This is a genomic window from Oceanisphaera sp. W20_SRM_FM3, from assembly GCF_052119705.1.
Taxonomy (GTDB): Bacteria; Pseudomonadota; Gammaproteobacteria; order Enterobacterales; family Aeromonadaceae; genus Oceanimonas.
In genome coordinates this window covers 53,847-71,114 of sequence record NZ_JBGQOP010000004.1, presented here as the reverse complement: position 1 = coordinate 71,114, position 17,268 = coordinate 53,847, and the positions used below count along the sequence as shown (strand labels likewise).

Below are 17,268 nucleotides of genomic sequence, written 5' to 3'. Positions count from 1 at the left end.
TTTATCGCAGCATAAACATCAGGTTAGCGTATTCCGCTGAACCTACTGCGTTGTTGTGTTGTCCAACAAGTCTGCGAAGCTGGCCATCAGGTTGGCTGTTATTGAGAAGACTCCTGTTTATTAAACATAAGAAGGAACAGATCATGAGCATAAAAAAAACGGCATCAGCCCACTGGCAAGGCGACTTAAAAACAGGCAAGGGCACCATCTCAACCCAGAGCGGCGCGCTCAAAGAAAATCCTTACGGTTTCAATACCCGCTTTGAAGACAAGCCCGGTACCAATCCAGAAGAATTGATTGGAGCCGCCCACGCCGGTTGCTTTTCAATGGCATTTTCTATGCTGTTGGGCCAAGAAAAATTCACCCCAGACAGCATAGACACCCAAGCCAGGGTAACGCTAGAAGAACAAAGCGACGGTTTTGCGGTTACCGCCGTGCATCTAGCAATGACGGCGCGCATTCCCAATATCAGCCAAGCCAAGTTCGACGAAATAGCCGGCAAAGCCAAACTCGGCTGCCCGATATCCAAATTACTTAATGCCAAGATCACGCTAGACGCCAAGCTGCAAGACTAAAGCGGAAAGGGTGCCCGAGAGGGGCACCCTTTTTTGTTTTAATATGAGTGGCTTGTTCACTTTCTTGTGCTACTGCAATTCGTTGGCAAAGCGCCCTACAGCGTCGACCACCTGTTTGGCCCCATCCTGAATCTCTACAATCACTATGCCCGACTGGCTTGCCAGTTCTAAGCCTTGCTCGGCTTTTTCTCGGGAGCTGAGCATCTGACGCATGACGTCATCCGAGAGTACCTGGTTTTTTCCGACTACGTTCACAATCTCCTCGGTGGCTGAACTGGTGCGGGCCGCCAACTTTCGCACCTCGTCGGCTACCACAGCAAATCCGCGGCCCTGTTCACCGGCCCTAGCGGCCTCAATAGCGGCGTTGAGCGCCAGTAGGTTGGTTTGCGCTGCGATGCCGCCTATGGTTTGTACTATGGTGTTGATTTGCAAAGACTGTTTGCCTAGCGCTTCAATACTTTCGGTCGCCGCCTGCATTTGCTCGGCTATCTGCTGCATGGTTTCGACCGTCTGTTGGACCACAATAGCTCCCTTTTTGGCGCTGACGTCCGTTTGTTGTGAAACGTCGTAGGCAATGCCTGCGCCTTCACGCACTTGTGCTTCGCGTGCCACTTGGTCAGTGACCACGTTGGCGAACTTAACGATCCTATGGAGGTTATTCTCGGCGTCGTAGACCGGGTTATACGTGGCTTCCAGCCACACAGCTGAGCCATTGCTATCGATCCGTTTGAAGCGGTCCGCCACGTACTCGCCGCTGTTTAGCTTTTTCCATAAGGCTGTGTATTCAGGCGAGGCCGCCTCCTCTTGAGTACAGAAGGTACTGTGGTGCTTACCGACGAGTTGTTCTAATCGGTAGCCCATCGCCTGCTGAAATTGCTTGTTGGCGGTGATAACAGTGCCATCAAGATTGAACTGAATAACGGCGGTGGAGCGGATCAACGCATCAATGAAAGACTCACTTTCTTTTGCGTCCTCTACTTTTTTGGTTATGTCGCGGCCATAACCCTGTACATACAAGAGTTTGCCGTCAGCACCTCGTACCGGAAGCCATTGCACATTCAGCCAAGCTAGGGAGCCATCGGCCCGCAAGTAGCGGTAGTTGTCGCTGACCGGGGCGAACTCGGCCATGGCTTTATTGAAGTTTCGAAAACAGGGCAGTTTCGACACGTAAGACGGTACCATTTCCGACAATGGCCGCCCCAGCAGTTGCTCTCGCCGAAAATTGAGGGTATCGGCAAAGCCTTGGTTGACGGCAGAAATACAGAAATCGGCATTTAGCCTAATGGACAGCATGCCCAAATCCAGCTGGGCCGCCAGCTGGCGGAGCATCGTTAATTCTTCAAGCTGATCTGCAAGTTCTTTTTTGAGGCGGCGATTAAACATCATGAAATTCCAATCAACTAGAGTATGTGGTTATCGGCAGGCCAGACTGGGTCATGAGCTCTCATTAAAAGGAAGGGCCGGTTATTTAGTCCTTAGCAGAAGAAATGGCCAGCTCTTGAGTTCTTAGTAGAAAGGATGACAGGGCAGGTCTCACATTACCCATGCAGGCCTTGTTTGCCACTTTATATTTAGCGCTTTAAGCAACTGCTAATATGTGGGGGCTGCTAGTGCTACCGATAACGCGCTGGACGCAAGCTAAAAATTTAACGCAATAAGAGCTCCGAATGGGTTCTTTTTTGTTTTTTAGCATGAGTGGCTTTTTAGATTTCTGACTTTTTATCATCCTTCCCTTCGTAGTTTTTATTAAAAATGCATGAATTTTGGTGTTAGCATGATGCAATAAAATTTAGTCAGTAAGCTCTCTTTTATTTAACTGTAGCACTCTAAAACTTGAAAACTAACTCGTTAATAAATGTCCAGTCTTCCACTCTCTACCAGCATCAGATGAGGATATTTTAAAGGCTAAATCTTTACTTAGTGTAAGTTTCCATAGCCTTATAAATAATCTATTGTGATCGCTAATAGGGGTTATTATAGTTGTGCCTTCACCAATAAAAATATCTCACATCACACAGGTATTAAGCCTGATTAATATAAATAAGTAACACTTCTCTAAAAACCCCCGACTCATTTCTGAATTGAGGGTTAATGTGGCGATCTACCCTGGCAACACCTTAGAAGTATTTTATAAGGCCAATGCGAATGTTATTAGATTCAAACTCAGATCCATGAGAAAATACATCAGTATTGGTGCTGCTGCCAGATGCGTTCGTAAGCAAGCTATTACTGTCGACAATATTTGAATAGTGAGAGTAAATATAATCGAGCTGTATGATTAAATCATTGTCAAACCTATGTTTAATACCTATGTCGGCAGATACTCCGATAGTTGTTTTATCCATATCTGTGCTTGTGCTTATATCACTGAAGTCAGAAAAATTGAACTTGTAATCAAATTGACTAATGACAGGTCCAGCCCCAAATTGCACCATTGTGTCACCAAAGCTATAGCCTATAGTCGGTCTAATTGCCAAAGAGAAATTACTTTTTATCGAAGTCTCAGTGTTATTTTCTCCGGCACCATTTGCATAGCCAGTTGTCGTGCTTGTTTTTTCATTAAAACCCATAACCGTTAAATCGGCTTCAATACCATAGAGGAAGTTATTATTTTGCTTTAAATAACCTACCAGGGCCGACGCTGTAGCAGTAGAGCCAGATACATCTTTTTGAAAGGTGTTATTTAGTTTATTGATGTTTTGTGTTCTGAAGTAGGATCCGTCTGTTGTGGTGGTATCTGGATCCGCTTCACCATTAAGTGCACCAATGGTTATGCCACCATATAATCCGCCCCAGCTTGCATCTAAGTCCGCCGCTAAAGCTACAGAACTGGTCGCTGCAGTAAATGATAGAATAGCGCAGTTTGATAAAAAATTTTTATAGTTAAGGCGCATGGTTCTTTATCCTTTTTAAGTGTTTGGTTATTTTTAATTAATGACATTTCAGGGTGAAATGAGGTCTGAATTTTATCACAGCATCGTCACTTTCGACATAACTCCTTTTGCCATTTAACGCCGCCAATACAGGCGATCGTCAGCGAGTTCAGCCAGCTTGCTGGCGTTTGTGATTGGCCTTGTTAGGCTTATTTGTCTAGTGAATTTACTACAAAACATTCCAAATACTTTCCAAGTGAAAGTCCAGTGGGTCTAACTTGATACTCAAGGGATACTAATTTGCCACCTCGATCTGCCGCTACTTTTAACAGGGCGAGATCTCACACCTTTTGCAAGGTTTAACTGGTTGGTATTCATACAAAAATAATTAACATGGGTGGCTTGTTAAGTATTTTCACTGCAGAGCTCACGAAAAAGGGTGCCTCGATTGGGCACCCTTTTGTTTGTTCCGGCTATTTTCTGTGCGTATTAAGATCTAGTGCGAGCAATTTTTTGGTCGGTTTTATATTGGCTTAACGCGTATACAGACCACAGAGCAGCAGGGATCCAGCCAATGAGCGTGATCTGCAAGATAAGACAAATAATGCCCGCAATCGGGCGACCTATGGTGAAAAATTGCAGCCAAGGTAAAAATATCGCTAGCAGTAATCTCATAAAATTTCCTTTTTTGTTAACAGATCCAATAGAAACTTCCGCACTGTACAGTTTTAGTACTAAATTGTCTCGGTTATGAAGAGCCTAGAGCGCTTCATTCTTTCAACGCTTAGGTGCGCGATAGCTTTATCTCAATGGCGGATGAAGGTCTACTCCGCCGACACGCTTCAAGTACCTCCATGTAACGCTCAGCACATAACATCCATGTTATGTGCCGGTCGGCGGAGCAGCTCTCTTCATCCCCCCTATGCTGCGGAGCTGCCTATAGGTGATTAACTTGCAATTTAGTGACCAAAAATCAGGGCAATATTCGGAAATGAGCCGGATGATTTATCTATTATCACAGCAGAAGTAATTAACATGGGTGTATTGTTAGCGTTTCTTTTTTGTTTGTTTCTAGCAGGAGTGGTTTGTTAGCTTCCTATCAATGGCGAATGAAGGTCTACTCCGCCGACACGCTTCAAGTACCTCCATGTAACGCTCAAACACATAACATCCCTGTTATGTGATGGTCGGCGGAGCAGATCCCTTCATCCGCCTCATGCTACGGAGTTACCTGTAGGTGACTAACCTGCAATTTAGTGACCAAAAAGCAGGGCAAGATTCGGAAATTAGCCGGATGATTTATCTATCATCACAGCAGAAGTAATTAACATGGGCGTCTAATTAGAGCCTGATTAAGAATAGATACATGCTCAATACATTTAACGTCGCACTAAGAATACTAGAATAGAGGGTTATAATGTGCAGCGAAGCGTAACTCACTGTTTATTTTAATTTTAAGAGCCTTGTTATTTTCCGGTTTTAATGTTGATTACATTCCCAACATAATAGGGGCCAACACCATATTCCTCATTATTTAAATCATCTAATGCCATTGAAGTGCAGAATATTATTTGAAAGTCTTTTTTATCTTTAAACATTTCAATTATGGAACGTTGAAAGTTATGGCTTCTAAAAGGTTTCATGCCACCATTCTCTATGGCATCCAGCATTAAAAATCTTGGTAATCTATAAAGCGGGTCTGACAATGACTCGAGCAAAGCAGCAAGATAAAAAGCGTTCTTTTTTATATAATTAGAGCTTCCTGAAAATTTAACTCTTCCATCTATTAGTGTTCTATCTTTTGAAAAATCAATTTCAATATCGCTACTCTTCGCAGCCGCAAAAACTTCTTCATAAGGTTTTCCATTATCACGTAAATCGGAGTGTAGAATAGGTAACATATTTTCACAGATTCCAAGGTTAACTTTCTCTCTTCTTTTTTTGCTAGATACGGCAGCGGCAGTAATCTTTTCACGGAGCTCTGTAATTGTATTATTTAGAACGGATTTTCTAGATTTATAATTATCTAAGTCGGTTATTATTTTAACCTGCTTTTCAATATTTTTAATTTCCGACTCTAAATACCCTATCTTCTTCGATCTTTTAATCAAATCCTGAGTTTCTACATCTACAGTTTTTGAAATCGACTGTAGCTCGCTTTGAGAAGTTTTTAGCTGTGCCTCTGAAATTACTTGCGCAAACTTAAGACCTTCTAAATGGCCTTTATAATCATCTAAAACTTTTGCATTGCTTTTAATCTGAAAGTCAAGCTCTGTCAAAATTTGCATATAATTATTTGAATGATGAAACTCTTTATTTTTAGTATTACATAAGTGGCAAGTGTCTTCGTTATAATGATTAATCTCTTCCAAGCAACAAGGGCAATGTGTATATTTAATCGCACCAATACAATCAAAAGCCGACTTGGATTCTAGTAATGATTTTTTTCTAAAATCAAGTGAGGAACCAAATAGTTCACAATCAACTATTTCACCATTCGTTTCTTGTATTTCAATATTTAAAGACTGAAGTTGCCGACTAAATACTTCTACTTTCTTTTCTAATTCCTTGTAAATATATGCAGACTCGACTTCAAACTCAGTAGTTGTTTTTAACTCAACGTCTTTATTCTGTAAAGATACAATCTCATCAGAAATATTTATCACTTGAGTATTTAAAACGTCAAGAGTTAAACCAGAATCACTTCCCAACACTTTATACATGGCATTTAAATCAGCAGCCACTTTATCAAATTCTCTTTCTGCCAAAATAAGTTGTTGTCTCAATCTGTGCGTATCAAGATTATCTAAGCCCAATAAAAAATCGGCAATTGCTGTTCGTATAACTTCACTATCACCACGAGGATTATCTTCTGCGCGAAAAATTTTTGTTGACCCAGTTTCTTGATCTACATATAAAAATCTAAGCACTTGGTGCATTGTCAAATTCGCATAATCATCAGACTTATGATTATCCCAGCCTAATAAATCAAAAAATTGTTGCGAAAACGAAACTCTTTCACCAGATTCACTTCTTCTAGGACCAAATTTTTTCCAGCCTAGATTATCTAAGCTTGTATCATCATAAGAACCACCTTGTATTCGTATTGGGGGAATCTTACCCTTTTCAATATCTCTTTTTATTGTAAATGAAGCTCCATTAATATTAACCTGACAATATATTTCATCACAATGATCTGCAGGATATAGCCATTGATTATCTTTGATTTCTCCGCCTAAAACATAAAATAAAATCTCTAATATTGTTGTTTTTCCAACGGAATGATCGCCCCTAATTACATTTATTCCTTTGTGAAATTTTTCATCATAAACGCTACGTCCTGATTTTATAATTACTAGGCGCTCTACAAAAAATCTTGAGCTAATCATATTTGTACTCCATTAATCCACTTTTAGCTTTGAGGCCATTATCTCCATCTAATTTAACGTTCGGCAAACACTCAACAAGGATTTTAAAAAGTGCACTTTTTGTCAGTTTATCTGCTTTAAATTCTTGAATTAGTTTATTTGGGAGGTTTTGTTTTTCTAGACTGACAATATTTTGATTAATGTTTATTAGTGATCTCTGATGCAAAGACAAAATAGCGGCTTCGTGTGTGTGGTTCATTTCAAAAAACAGGCTTCTTGGGTTTGGTGTTAATTCAAATGAATCACTTATGTTCTTAATTTTTTTTGCTTGATAGTTTAACGGTCTTGGAAAGCTTTTCATTCTCTTTAATAAGTGAGGGTATACATAATAAAAACTAATAATTTTTATCATGTCACAATTTATTTTGTTGTTATTGACTGAGTGTAATATATTTAATATGCGATAAGAACAATGATTTACATCATTAGCTGGATGGTAAATAATCATTATACCCACTCCACATGGCATTTTTCTGTAAGAAAATACAACATCCCTTCAATCAAATCACTAGTGATATAGCCCCCAGCTAAGCTTACTTCCTGATTTAAGGGCTCAACAATAACTGTATTAATAACTGTTTTAATAGCTAAGTCGTCTACACCCTTTTTAATTAAAGGAACTACATGTGCTCGAAACCTTGTTACAATAAGACTTAAAACATGATTGAAAATAATTTGATATGACTTTATGTTCTGAAATCTTAATATCATTTTTGAGGCTTTCTGACTAGATATAAGGGCTTCATCAAGAAAAATTTCTTTATTTGCTTTTATTAATTTTTTTTCTAACCCAATCACCTTCCTAGACTTGCTATCTGTAATTTTACTTTGAAGCTCTTCAATAACATAAAGATAAATGGGGTTTTCTTCTTTTAATTTTTCATGTTCATGTATTAATGCTTTAAGAGATTCAGCCCCTACTGAAATATTATATGATGGCAATTTGATCACCGTACTTCCAATGTTTAAGTCTCCACCAATATCATTGTCTTTTATTTCATTTCCAGAGATATATTTAGAAGAATTTGGAATTAATGATCTATCTTGTTCTTGAGTATTCATTATTTACTACCAATATTTAAAGAGCCTTTTACTTTGTTTTTTGAAATTTTATTATCGACAATACTCGTATCCATACTACCAACTGATAAGTCAACACCTACTTCATTTTCAAAAATATCATTCTTTTCAACTTTATTATCAGTTGGTTCTGTCTTGTTATTTTCATTGCTACTACGAGTCCATAACCACCCCATAATTAAACAAAAAGAGAATATGAAAATAAGGAGTGTGAGGTTTAAATAAAAGCTGGTTTTAAAAATTTCAGAGTTAGATAAATAATATCCAATCAGTTCCAAAAAAACCCAGGAGGCAATCGCTGATGGTCCAGCTATTTTTAGTGCAATCTTCCAATCCATAATTTAATAACCTTAATTAAATTTTATTTATAAATTTATTAGATAGCATGTGGAACATAACGCCGTACTTTGCGGCAGGTTTGGAGCGTAGCGGAAAACCAGTCCGACAACGACATTTTGTTAGCCTGTTACAACTTCTCTGCTAAGTATTCCGTGACTTCATTTGCGTACAAAACATATCCCATGATCGAGGACAGGTAGAAAATACGCTTTCTAACCAGAAAAACCTTACAAATTTCAAAAAAACGGTCTAAGCCAGTTAGACTATTTGCTTTTTCGTCCCAATAAGGATCTGCCGGATACATTGCTGAATCCAGAGGAATAACCACATGTACAGCCACGTACATAAATGAAATTGTCGACAGCCAAAGAAAGACGATAAAAACTACGACACCTTGAAAATATTCACCGGACTTTAAAGCCGCCATTGACATGGTAAAGACTGCGCTACATAGAGTTGTCCAAGCTACGGACTTCATTACATCCTCGATAAAATCCTTACGCATAAAATGATTTGCAATAAAGTCTCTTCTTTTCACTGATACTCCTTGTTTGGATTTTTTAACATTATAATACTTCTCATGCGTATCTACATTCATACACAAATTTGTTTGAAAGTAGATAATTTCGATTTTTATAAATTAGCTAAGTATCTTGTAAGATAGTCCTGCAGTAGCAAAATGCGTCTGCTTATATATATTCCGTGGTATACATCGTGAAAATTATAACAACATTAATGACAAGCTGATTTTTCAGTAGAGCAGTGGTAATACGCATCGCTAGTGTTGATATTGCGCACGCTTACAGCTGGCTCTTAATAGACTGTATAAAAAAGGACGTCTGGAGGGCTTTTTATAATCCCTTGGTGGGAGTCATCTAGGCTACCGCCGAGCAGCTCGAGTCGCTCAATTTGAACTAAAGTTTCCAAACGCGTCTATTCTGACGGCTAAAATGGGTGAAGGCAATTGCAAAAACGTAAAGGTAAGGTGCCAAACGCTTTGGTGTTTGTTTTATAGGCAATTTCTCGGATTGAGAGTTATTTCTACAGACGACGCCGAAATTGACTAGGGGGCAAAGGGAGCTGCTCAGCCGACCATCTGCGCCAAGGATGGCGCGGTTGAGCCTACATGGAAGTATTCACGGCGAGTCGGAGGAGTAGGCCCTTTGTCTTACCTTTTTGCCAGCCATTCAGTAACTCTTATTTGATAACTGTCAAAAGTTTGCAGTGAGTTGGTGCAGGTTACCCAGCGACCTCTATTCTCCACAGCTACATGTATGATTTTCTTTCCCATTTTCATCCATCAATGAACTTCGTTTTCCGCTATAATGCCGCTTCATTTTTTTAGCCTAGCCAAAAGCAGCTTCGTCGTTTTCGACCAAACAGCGGCCTGAGCTATTGGCTTGCTCAGTATTTTTTGAGCTTCAGCATTAGATTTTAAGTGAGATTTCAACATGATCGGATTTGACTACGGTACTTCAAACTGCGCGGTGGGCGTGATGGAAAACGGCGCACCGCAGCTGTTGGCGTTGGGCGAGCATGGCCGTTACATCTCGTCCACCTTGTATGCACCGAGTCGAGACGTGATTGTTAACTGGCTGCACAAAAACCTCAGTGCGGCAGAACAGCCGGTGTTTCAAAGCCAACGTGCGCGCCAGCTGCAAAAAGGGCAAGGCGCATTGCGCGAGCTGGTATTAGATGGCTACCCCACAGAATTGTCGTTTGGCCAACAAGCGCTAAAGGATTACCTGCAAGAGCCAGACGAAGGCTATTACATCAAATCCCCTAAATCGTTTTTGGGTGCCACCGGTTTGCTGCCACAACAAGCAGAACTGTTTGAAGACATAGTAGCGGCCATGATGATCAATATTAAAACGCTCACCGAGGCGCGTTTGGGTAGAAGTGTTAGCCAAACCGTGATTGGTCGGCCAATTAACTTTCAAGGTTTGCGCGGCGAAGAAAGTAATCGCCAAGCTATCGAAATATTAACCAAGGCTGCCAAGCGCGTGGGCTTTAAAGACGTAGAGTTTCAATTTGAGCCAGTCGCTGCCGGCTTTGAGTATGAAGCCAGCCTGACTCAAGAGACCAAAGTGTTAGTGGTCGATATTGGCGGCGGCACCACCGACTGCTCCATGTTGTTAATGGGCCCCAAACAGGCGGCTGCCAGCGATAGAACGGCGGACTTGTTAAGCCACAGCGGTGAGCGAGTGGGCGGTAATGACTTTGATATCGCCTTTGCCCTAAAAGGCATAATGCCGAGCTTCGGCCTAGACAGCATGCTGAAAATCGGCAAGCCGGTGCCTGCCAACAGCTTTTGGCAGGCGGTGTCGATTAACAACATTCATAACCAAACCGAATTTTACACCGCCGCCAACGCGCGCTTTTTAGAGCAGCTGATCCGCGATGCCGAACAGCCTGAGTTACTCAGTCGTTTATTAAAAGTACAGAAGAACAAACTTAGCTATCGGGTGGTGAATGCCGCCGAGCAAAGCAAAATCGGCTTAACAGATTTTACCGAGCAGCTTGTTAACTTATCCGATATCGATTCGGGCTTAAGCGTGACCTTAGATAGAGACGGCTTTGCCAAGGCTTGTAACCGCGAACTCAGCGCCATTACCGCATTGATGACAGATGCCATTGCCCAAGCAGGCTGCGAGCCAGACGTAGTGTTTGTCACCGGCGGCACCGCTAAATCGCCGGTATTGAATGCGTTTTTACAACAGCAATTTCAAAATACGCCCATCGTGATCGGTGACCACTTCGGCAGTGTAACCGCGGGTTTAACGCGCTGGGCAAATAAAATTTATTCGTAAGCACGGCTTAGCCATGCAGAAATGAACGAAAGTAAAAAGGCCTGCGATGCAGGCCTTTTCTTATTCTTGGCCGCCACACGGAGCCATGAAAGAGGCAACTGGGATAACCGTAGCCGACCATCATATTACAGGCTCAGCAAAGGCTCCTGCAATGCTGACACCTCCGCCATACATCGGCGGTAGGACGTAATATGCTGAGCGTAGAGGGGGCGAGTTTACCTCGCCGTGACGAACCGTTTTAGCCTGACCGAACATCCAGTGAATGTTCGCAGCAGGCTAAAGCTGTGAGTGGCAAGTCCCCGAGCGTGTCGGCGTAGGTTGCCCAGTTGTCGCTTACTCTCCAACTAATCCATGTTTAACGCCAAGGCTTCTGGATAGCCGCGTTCACAGGCCAGCTTGATGGCCAGTGCTTCTACTTGTTCGGCGCTGTGTTGAGCGGTAATCGCTAACTGCGGCGATAGGCGTGGATTTTGTAACTTATCATTCATCACTAAACCTTCAACACTTTGCTCTAGGCAGTCCCACTTTAACCAGCTCTGCTCTAACCAACCTAAGCCGGCTAATTGCGCCACTATGCGATCGGCGGCAGTCAGCGCCGATGAGGCTTTGACTATCTCGACGCGCGCATAATGGCTACCTTCAAAAGACACATCGGCGGCGCGTAAAGAGGGATCTGAGCCGGGAATTTGCTGGGCACCGAATAACGGCTTGCCGCCGACGGTGGCGCTAGCAAATGTCGGTAAGATGCGTGCCATATGGTCGATAGCACCTTGGGTGCGCGCGGTCACATCCTTGCTCTGCCAACCTTGATCAATTTGGTTTTGATACGACAGCGGCAATTGCGGCTGGGCACTCAAAGCGCTGCTGGCTACTAAGCCGTTTTTAAACAGCGTGATGCTATCAGTCATGCCGTGCAGCTGAAACACGCCATTGGGGTAGGGTGTTAATTGCGCCATGCCTTTGGGCGTGCCGCGTGGCCCATGAAAGATCACCTCTGGCCAAATGCCCTCGGTTTGCCAATGGGCAACATAGGCGGCCTTGTATTCCACCAAGCGTTGGCGACGATAGCCCGCCATGTCATCTACCAAACCGGTGCGAAAACCGCAGGCGTTGACTAAGAAATCTACCTTGTGGCTTTCTACCAAGCCGGCGGTGCTGGTTTCAATTAGCCAGCCATCGGGCAATTGCTCAAGATGGGTGGCGCGGGTATTAAGCAATAACTGGCAATGGGGCGAGTTTTGCAGCGCCAAGGTGGCGGTGGCCGCCATGCGAAACAGGCTCCAGCCGTATTCTTGCACCAAGATCAGCGGGAACTTTAAGGCGTCAGGATCAAGACTGTGGGCCAATGGGATCAACCAGTCGTCGTGGCTTTTTGCTTTTTTCGGTAATGGCAGGGCTGCCAGCGCCACAAACTGCTCGCGGGTGTAGCAGCGGTAATAATCATCTGGCTCACCCAATACCTTGTTGGCCGAGTCCAAGGCCACTAAGCGCTGATATTCTTTGGCCACTTGCTTGAGTCTGGGCAGCAATGCATTGGCGTCGCCATTATCTGAAGTCGGAATGGCAATCACGGTGGGGCGGCGATTAATGCTGTGCGGATAGGCACGCACCGAATCAATGGATTGGCGCAGCAGGGTGAGGCACTGGCTATCGCTGATCTCGCGATACAGGTTGCCGCCCGCATGCAGGTGACAAATCGGTGGGCCATTGAGTAGGCCATTGCTGGCTTCAAACAGCCGCGTGTTAATGCCGAGATCGGCCAAGCGCAGCGCGACCGTAGCACCGGCCACGCCGCCCCCTAAAATACCGACGGTAAGGGGGCGTTGTATGGCGGCATGACAAGGGTGTGTATTCATTTATTCTCTAAACGGTGTGAAGGGTGAAGTGTAATGGGTGAGGGGGTAAATCTAATCCAGAACAAGATCCTAAAGACTCTCTTGCCACGGAATACACGGAAGAACACGGAAAGTAAGACCCAGGCAAACACATTTTATTAGAAAAATCTTAACAAGATAAATGCTCTGATCACTTTATTTTTATTGTTATTCGTCCGTGTATTCCGTGGCAAATATTTTTTATGTCGTCGTTTTCTTTACTCTTTCCCCTTCACTCTTCACGAGACTTGGTGTTTGCCGAGCTCGGTTAACAAGTCATTGATCAGCGCTAAACGCGCTTGCGCGTCGTGGCTGGGGATAGCGAAGCTGAGCTTGGTTGGCCCTTCCATTTTGTAGATGCGCGGTTGGCTTTGCAAGAGGCCGACCAAGAACATGGGATCGATGGGCGCGTCTTGAGCGAAGGTGATATTACCGCCCTTGGCGCTGGCATCGATTTTATCTATGCCGAGTGGATTAGCTTTTAGCTTAAGGCTCGCCAGTGCCACCAAGTTTTTGGTGGGCTCAGGCAACAGGCCAAAGCGGTCAATCAGCTCTACTTGCAGCTCGCGCAACTGTGGATCATCTTCGGCGGTGGCGATGCGTTTATACATAGACAAGCGCATGTTCACATCTGGAATATAATCGTCTGGCAACAGAGCTGGTACTCGTAGTTCAATCTCGGTTTGAGTGCGCAGCAGTTGATCCAGTGCCGGCTCTTTGCCGGACTGCAGGGCTTTCACCGCCTGCTCGAGCATTTCCATATACAGGCTAAAGCCGATGGTGGTGATCTGGCCACTTTGCTCGGCACCCAGCAGCTCGCCGGCACCACGAATTTCAAGGTCATGAGTGGCCAATGCAAAACCGGCGCCTAAGTCTTCTAACGCCGAAATCGCCTCTAGCCGTTTCTTGGCATCCGTGGTCATGCGCTTGGGGTTTGGCGTCAGTAAATAGGCATAAGCCTGATGGTGCGAACGACCCACACGGCCGCGCAATTGGTGCAATTGCGCCAAGCCCAGCTTATCGGCGCGATCCATGATGATGGTGTTGGCGGTGGGCACGTCGATACCGGTTTCAATAATGGTTGAGCATAGCAATACGTTATAGCGCTGATGATAAAAGTCGGTCATCACCCGCTCAAGCTCGCGCTCACGCATTTGGCCGTGGGCCACGGCAATGCGTGCCTCTGGCACAAGAGTGGCCAGTGTTTCGGCGGTGTTCTCTATGGTTTGCACGTCGTTGTGCAGGTAATACACCTGACCGCCACGCTTAAGCTCACGCAAGATGGCCTCGCGTATGGTGGCCGGATCTGACTCTTTAACGAAGGTTTTTACCGCTAAGCGCTTGGCCGGTGGCGTGGCGATAATCGAAAGATCGCGCATGCCGCCCATGGCCATATTTAGGGTACGCGGAATGGGCGTGGCGGTGAGCGTGAGAATATCAACATCGGCGCGCAGCGCTTTTATCTGATCTTTTTGGCGCACACCAAATCTGTGCTCTTCATCCACCACCAATAAACCTAAGTCTTTAAAGCGAATGTCTTTGCTTAATAACTTATGAGTCCCGATCACAATATCCAGGGTGCCGTCCTCCATACCGGCCAGCACTTTGTCTTGCTCTTTGCCGGTTTTAAAGCGGCTGATCATCTCGATGCGCACCGGCCAGTTGGCGAAACGGTCGCGAAAGTTGTCGTAATGCTGTTGTGCAAGCAAGGTGGTGGGCACCAATACCGCCACTTGCTTGCCATGATGTACTGCCACGAAGGCGGCACGCATCGCCACTTCGGTTTTGCCAAAACCCACGTCGCCACACACTAAACGGTCCATGGCCTTGGGTTGGGTCATGTCGGTGAGCACGGCACTGATGGCGGTGAGCTGATCGTCGGTTTCTTCAAACGGGAAGGAGTCGGCAAATTGGCGATAAGCGGCTTTGTCGTGCACCATGGCTTGGCCCGGTTGGGCGGCGCGGCGCGCGTACACATCCAGCAATTCTACCGCCACGTCGCGCACTTTTTCCGCGGCTTTGCGTTTGGCTTTGGCCCAAGTTTCGTTACCCAGCTTATTTAAGGTGGGGTCGTCGGCACCGCTGTAGCGGCCGACTAAGTGCAGCGCAGTCACCGGCACATAGAGCTTGTCGCCACCGGCATATTCTAGCGTTAAGTATTCAGACTTTAAGCCGCCTGCATCTAAGGTTTGCAGGCCGGTGTAGCGTCCTACGCCGTGATCGAGATGCACCACCGGCTGACCGATGGACAGCTCGGCCAGATTACGAATTAAGGTGTCTGGGCTTAGGCTCTTGGACTTTTCACGGCGGCGGCGCTGAATTACGCGCCCACCCAGCAAGTCGCCTTCACAAATCAGCGCTATGCTATTTTTGGCATTTTTGTCATTCAGGATAAAACCCTGAGACAGCGGGCCGACCAATAGGCCAATGGCGTCTTTGCCAGCAACGAATTCGCTAAGGCTGTTATAAGGCCAAGGGCGAATGGCGGAGCCGGCAAACAGCTCGATTAAGGCTTCACGCCGACCGGCAGTTTCGACCGAAAATAACACGCGGCCTTTAAAATCTTGGCAAAACGACAGTAACCGACTGAGCGGTTCGCTTTTTTGATGCTCAACTTCTAGCTCGGGCAAGGGGCTAATGGGCGCATTCAGCCGATCGCCTTTTTCTAATACCGGCGTTTGGTTAAGTTGTAATTGCGGCCAGTGATTAAGCTCGGCCAGCACCGCATTCGGTTGCAGATATAACTCATCTGGCACCAACAACGGGCGCATAGTGTCGTAGCGGCGGTCTTCATAGCGAGTTTGCACATCGTGCCAAAAGGTGTCGGCGGCCGTAGATAACTCGCCGACCGTGAGCACTAATAACGACTCCGGCAACGAGTCAAACAGGGTTTCGGTGTGGTCAAAAAACAGTGGGAAATAATGCTCAATACCGGCCGGAAACTGACTTTGGCTAACTCTGTGATACAAAGACTCGGGCTCGTTACGTAAGCTAAAGCGCTCGCGATAGTTGCCACGAAAGCGCTCTATGGCCAGTGGGTCGGTCGGAAACTCCCGCGCCGGTAATAAGCGCACCGCGGCCACCGTATCGCGAGAGCGCTGAGTGTCGGGGTCGAAGGGGCGCAGGGTGTCGATTTCATCATCGAAAAAATCGATGCGAAACGGCTCAGCGGAGCCCATGGGATACAAGTCGAGCAAGGCGCCACGGGCCGCGTATTCGCCGTGGGTCAGCACTTGATCCACAGAGCGATAACCCGCCAGCTCTAAGCGTGATCGCAGGCCATGCATATCCAGCTTGTCGCCGGTTTTTAACAGCAGGCTGTTTTGTTCTAACCAAGCGCGCGGTGGGGTGCGCAGCATCAAGGTCGTTATCGGCACTATCAGCACGCCGCGCGTTAATGCGGGCACGCCATAGAGGGTTTCTAGGCGCTGGGAGATAATATCTTGGTGAGGCGAAAACTGATCGTAGGGCAGGGTTTCCCAATCGGGGAACAGCTGCACCGGCAGTTTTTGCTTATTGTCTGCCGCTTGCTCATTTTTCAATAAGTGCCGCACTTCTTGCTCTAAACGCAGCGCCGTGGGCGTGTCTGGTACCACCAACAGCACCAGTTTTTGCTCGCGGATGGCCTGTTGGGCGATGGCGAGGCTTAAGCTGCTGCCAAGCAGTTGCCCAAGGCTGGCTTTGGGTCTGGGCGTGGGGCTGGCTATCTGGATCATGATGCTGTGGGGCCGTCTTGTTGGGCGCGGCGTTCGGCGCGGGCTTTAAGTTGCTTGGCCTGCAATTGCAGACTGGCGCGAATAAGTGCGTCGCGGTCTTGCTCGCGCAGTGCGCTAAAGTGACAACGATAATGGTGCGGTTCGGTCTCATTTGTGACCACGCCATAACCAAACACGGCCACCGACAGCTCGGGTAAAAACAGCTTAAAGCGTAGGGCGCTGTCGTTGGCCCAAGGGGTGGGCGACATAAAAGTAAAACCGCCGCCGCCCAAGGTTAAGGTATGATGGCGCTCAGCAGGCTCATCTTCGCCAGCTAATACATAGCTGAGCACTAAATCGATTTTGCGCGATTGTAAATTAATGATCTCGACAAGATCCGCCGCATGTTCGTCTAAATTACGCAACATACGGGCATTATTGGTATCGATGCGGGTAACTTCGCTGATAAGCTTGAATGGCGCCGGAATTTGGGCCTCCAAGGTGTCGACGTCGGGCACGGTTTCGCCATCCGCCAGAGGGCACAAATTGACTTGTGCTCGATAGTCGATGCTGAAATAAGGGTCTGCCATCATT

Annotated in this window: 12 protein-coding genes and 2 pseudogenes; 2 read left to right on the top strand and 12 right to left on the bottom strand. The window is 45.7% G+C overall.

Going from position 1 to position 17,268, the window contains the following annotated elements; translation table 11 throughout:
- The first annotated feature begins 143 nt into the window (after positions 1–143).
- Positions 144–575, top strand: coding sequence for an OsmC family protein (locus tag ACEN2G_RS03600; protein WP_442020098.1), 432 nt, complete (start codon positions 144–146; stop codon positions 573–575).
- A gap of 69 nt (positions 576–644) precedes the next feature.
- Here ACEN2G_RS03600 and ACEN2G_RS03595 read toward each other — a convergent pair.
- From ACEN2G_RS03595 to ACEN2G_RS03555, 9 genes and pseudogenes are all read right to left on the bottom strand, one after another.
- Positions 645–1,082 (bottom strand): annotated as a pseudogene (locus tag ACEN2G_RS03595) (methyl-accepting chemotaxis protein); the annotation flags it as partial.
- A 105-nt stretch (positions 1,083–1,187) separates the two neighbouring features.
- Positions 1,188–1,904 (bottom strand): annotated as a pseudogene (locus ACEN2G_RS03590) (PAS domain-containing protein); the annotation flags it as partial.
- A 788-nt stretch (positions 1,905–2,692) separates the two neighbouring features.
- Positions 2,693–3,469 carry an outer membrane protein gene (locus ACEN2G_RS03585; RefSeq protein WP_442020097.1) on the bottom strand — a complete coding sequence of 259 codons (777 nt, stop codon included), beginning with the start codon at positions 3,467–3,469 and terminating at the stop codon, positions 2,693–2,695.
- A gap of 468 nt (positions 3,470–3,937) precedes the next feature.
- Complete coding sequence (locus ACEN2G_RS03580; protein WP_442020096.1) at positions 3,938–4,123, bottom strand: YqaE/Pmp3 family membrane protein; 186 nt, start codon at positions 4,121–4,123, stop codon at positions 3,938–3,940.
- Between the two features lie 791 nt (positions 4,124–4,914).
- Positions 4,915–6,837, bottom strand: a complete 1,923-nt coding sequence (locus tag ACEN2G_RS03575; protein WP_442020095.1) for a hypothetical protein — start codon at positions 6,835–6,837, stop codon at positions 4,915–4,917.
- The gene (locus ACEN2G_RS03570; protein WP_442020094.1) at positions 6,830–7,324 is read right to left on the bottom strand and encodes an ABC-three component system middle component 5; all 495 of its coding nucleotides are present in this window, start codon (positions 7,322–7,324) and stop codon (positions 6,830–6,832) included. Before ACEN2G_RS03570 ends, ACEN2G_RS03575 begins: the two co-directional genes overlap by 8 nt.
- Positions 7,324–7,938 (bottom strand): ABC-three component system protein, encoded by a 615-nt coding sequence (locus ACEN2G_RS03565; RefSeq protein WP_442020093.1) that lies wholly within the window; start codon positions 7,936–7,938, stop codon positions 7,324–7,326. Before ACEN2G_RS03565 ends, ACEN2G_RS03570 begins: the two co-directional genes overlap by 1 nt.
- Positions 7,938–8,294, bottom strand: a complete 357-nt coding sequence (locus ACEN2G_RS03560) for a hypothetical protein (RefSeq protein WP_442020092.1) — start codon at positions 8,292–8,294, stop codon at positions 7,938–7,940. Before ACEN2G_RS03560 ends, ACEN2G_RS03565 begins: the two co-directional genes overlap by 1 nt.
- A gap of 128 nt (positions 8,295–8,422) precedes the next feature.
- Positions 8,423–8,833 carry a hypothetical protein gene (locus tag ACEN2G_RS03555; RefSeq protein WP_442020091.1) on the bottom strand — a complete coding sequence of 137 codons (411 nt, stop codon included), beginning with the start codon at positions 8,831–8,833 and terminating at the stop codon, positions 8,423–8,425.
- 913 nt (positions 8,834–9,746) lie between these two features.
- On the opposite strand from ACEN2G_RS03555, the gene yegD reads away from it, so the two are divergent.
- On the top strand, positions 9,747–11,105 hold the full coding sequence (gene yegD / locus ACEN2G_RS03550; RefSeq protein ID WP_442020090.1) for a molecular chaperone: 1,359 nt from the start codon (positions 9,747–9,749) through the stop codon (positions 11,103–11,105).
- 344 nt (positions 11,106–11,449) lie between these two features.
- On the opposite strand, the gene ACEN2G_RS03545 is transcribed toward yegD, so the two are convergent.
- The 3 genes from ACEN2G_RS03545 to ACEN2G_RS03535 form a co-directional block, all read right to left on the bottom strand.
- Positions 11,450–12,961, bottom strand: coding sequence for an FAD-dependent oxidoreductase (locus ACEN2G_RS03545; protein ID WP_442020089.1), 1,512 nt, complete (start codon positions 12,959–12,961; stop codon positions 11,450–11,452).
- A gap of 257 nt (positions 12,962–13,218) precedes the next feature.
- Complete coding sequence (gene mfd / locus ACEN2G_RS03540) at positions 13,219–16,695, bottom strand: transcription-repair coupling factor (RefSeq protein WP_442020088.1); 3,477 nt, start codon at positions 16,693–16,695, stop codon at positions 13,219–13,221.
- Positions 16,692–17,267 carry a PilZ domain-containing protein gene (locus ACEN2G_RS03535; protein ID WP_442020087.1) on the bottom strand — a complete coding sequence of 192 codons (576 nt, stop codon included), beginning with the start codon at positions 17,265–17,267 and terminating at the stop codon, positions 16,692–16,694. Before ACEN2G_RS03535 ends, mfd begins: the two co-directional genes overlap by 4 nt.
- Position 17,268: the final 1 nt, after the last annotated feature.

Coding starts and splice junctions, on each gene's coding strand:
- ACEN2G_RS03600 (WP_442020098.1), top strand. CDS start 144: ATGAGCATAAAAAAAACGGCATCAGCCCACTGGCAAGGCGACTTAAAA.
- ACEN2G_RS03585 (WP_442020097.1), bottom strand. CDS start 3,469: ATGCGCCTTAACTATAAAAATTTTTTATCAAACTGCGCTATTCTATCA.
- ACEN2G_RS03580 (WP_442020096.1), bottom strand. CDS start 4,123: ATGAGATTACTGCTAGCGATATTTTTACCTTGGCTGCAATTTTTCACC.
- ACEN2G_RS03575 (WP_442020095.1), bottom strand. CDS start 6,837: ATGATTAGCTCAAGATTTTTTGTAGAGCGCCTAGTAATTATAAAATCA.
- ACEN2G_RS03570 (WP_442020094.1), bottom strand. CDS start 7,324: ATGATTATTTACCATCCAGCTAATGATGTAAATCATTGTTCTTATCGC.
- ACEN2G_RS03565 (WP_442020093.1), bottom strand. CDS start 7,938: ATGAATACTCAAGAACAAGATAGATCATTAATTCCAAATTCTTCTAAA.
- ACEN2G_RS03560 (WP_442020092.1), bottom strand. CDS start 8,294: ATGGATTGGAAGATTGCACTAAAAATAGCTGGACCATCAGCGATTGCC.
- yegD (WP_442020090.1), top strand. CDS start 9,747: ATGATCGGATTTGACTACGGTACTTCAAACTGCGCGGTGGGCGTGATG.
- ACEN2G_RS03545 (WP_442020089.1), bottom strand. CDS start 12,961: ATGAATACACACCCTTGTCATGCCGCCATACAACGCCCCCTTACCGTC.
- mfd (WP_442020088.1), bottom strand. CDS start 16,695: ATGATCCAGATAGCCAGCCCCACGCCCAGACCCAAAGCCAGCCTTGGG.
- ACEN2G_RS03535 (WP_442020087.1), bottom strand. CDS start 17,267: ATGATGGCAGACCCTTATTTCAGCATCGACTATCGAGCACAAGTCAAT.